Origin of the sequence: Massilia sp. UYP11 (assembly GCF_050434805.1) — a bacterium.
GTDB lineage: Bacteria > Pseudomonadota > Gammaproteobacteria > Burkholderiales > Burkholderiaceae_D > Telluria.
In genome coordinates this window covers 1-1705 of sequence record NZ_JBNDJE010000054.1, presented here as the reverse complement: position 1 = coordinate 1705, position 1705 = coordinate 1, and the positions used below count along the sequence as shown (strand labels likewise).

Here is a 1705-nt window from a genome sequence, read left to right as displayed (position 1 = left end):
GTTGTGTTCGTCAGCAGCAGAGAGGCGAGAGTATGAAGTGTTTCTCATCGTTCGTCAACCTCTTTTTTCTCTTCGCTTTCGCTACCGTGAGGCGGTGTCTGCGTCGAGGAGCGAGACTATAACAAAGCGTCACGCCTTCCGCAAGGGCCAGTTTTCGACTTCGTCGAATCGCGTCGACCGCCCATGTGTCGCCACCTCCCCTGCTCCGTCAGCCGCGCTGGGTCTCCCAGGTCACGTTTGTCGCCATCCTCCGGTCCCATGACGATGCGCCTGCACCGTGCATTCTGCGCCGGTTTGCCCAGCAAGCCATAGCGCGTTTCCAATTGCCGCGCGCCGACGGCGCCTGCATCGATCGATTCGGCAGGCAGTACCTGGTCGAGCAGTTCAGCGATCAGCCTCTTGCGCGCTTCGATGAACTTCGTGTCAACGCCGGGGATATCGACCTGACGCAGATAAATACCCCGGGCGCGGACTTGCCGTGAACCAGCGCACCCCGGCCGATCATGTGCAGCGCGGACGCTCCCGACGCCATGTCGCTTGACCTGGTCAGCACCGTCGATGCAACTGCGCAGGCCTTGCAACCATTCCAGCGCCTGCTCGGCGGGTGGATCAGGTCGTGGTGCGGTCGGTCTTCGCCAGGTGAGTATTTGCGCAGCCAACCGCGGTCGTCGGGCGCCCAATCGTCCAGATAGCTGGCTGCAGGCTTGGAAACAGCTGTTCGCCTTTCAGTTCGTGAAGCCGGTACAGGTGCTCTTCCCCTGGCGACGCCGGCTGCCGGCGGGCAATCGTGCGCACGTTGGGCGCGACGAAGCTGCGGCGCAGGAATCTGGCGATCGTCGGCGCGACGTCGGCGGCGAGCAGCCGCCAGGACGCGTGCGCACGGCGTTGGGCCAGAAGCTGCTGGTAATCCAGCGCGCTCTATGCAGGATCGGCGGGGGCATCCGACATCGATGCGACCAGTTCATGGTACCAGCGCTCCTGGCGGGTCTTGTGCAAGCGGTACCAGGCCTTGGCGGTTGCCGGCCTCCAGACCTTGAGCATCTTGAGGACTTCATAGGAGAACTCGAGCGGCGCCAGGCCGGTTGCCGTGATCAGGTTGGCGCCACGGACAGCAGGCTCCTTGCGGTACAGATGTTCACCGCAGTATTCGGGGCAGGCTGCTTTCAGCCATCCCAGATCGTTGGAGGTGTGGCGCCGTGCATTCAGTGCGCCGATGCTGGCCAGGCCGATGGTCGCACCACAGATGGCCGCGACCTGGTGGCCCTGGTCCAGCGCGTCGCGCGCCAGTTCGAGGGCGGGTCTTGCCCGTGCAGACTGCCAGATGTCTGCGCCTGGCAGCAGGAGCAGGTCGTTGTCGTCCAGCCGGATATCGCCGATTGCCATGTCTGGTGTATGGGTCACGCCGCCCATGCTCGTTACTGCGTCACGGGTCAGGCCTGCCTTCAGCAACTGGAAGTCCCGTGATGGGTCTGCGAAAAACCGGCGGCTATGCAGTTCTGCCGTCAGGTATCCGATTTCCCAATCCGCCAGCGTGTCGACGACAACGAGATATACCCTCATCGCTTTTCCTCTGTAAAAGACAGTATGACCTTGGAATTTTACGCATCCCCAAAGCAAAAAACCCCACCAGGATCACCTGGTGGGGTTTTTCTATATAACTAGCCTGACGATAACCTACTTTCACACTGGTTGCAGCACTATCATC

At 61.6% G+C, this 1705-nt stretch carries 3 protein-coding genes; all 3 read right to left on the bottom strand.

The window, feature by feature from the left end; translation table 11 throughout:
- Positions 1–116 precede the first annotated feature (116 nt).
- The 3 genes from ABIB38_RS24125 to ABIB38_RS24115 all read right to left on the bottom strand — a co-directional run bounded on the left by ABIB38_RS24125 (position 117) and on the right by ABIB38_RS24115 (position 1560).
- On the bottom strand, positions 117–581 hold the full coding sequence (locus ABIB38_RS24125) for a DUF3322 domain-containing protein (RefSeq protein WP_429207336.1): 465 nt from the start codon (positions 579–581) through the stop codon (positions 117–119).
- Between the two features lie 28 nt (positions 582–609).
- Positions 610–834, bottom strand: a complete 225-nt coding sequence (locus ABIB38_RS24120) for a hypothetical protein (protein WP_429207338.1) — start codon at positions 832–834, stop codon at positions 610–612.
- Positions 835–918: 84 nt separating this feature from the next.
- Positions 919–1560: a DJ-1/PfpI family protein gene (locus ABIB38_RS24115; protein ID WP_429207334.1), complete on the bottom strand. Its 642-nt coding sequence runs from the start codon at positions 1558–1560 to the stop codon at positions 919–921.
- Positions 1561–1705 lie beyond the last annotated feature (145 nt).

Coding starts and splice junctions, on each gene's coding strand:
- ABIB38_RS24115 (WP_429207334.1), bottom strand. CDS start 1,560: ATGAGGGTATATCTCGTTGTCGTCGACACGCTGGCGGATTGGGAAATC.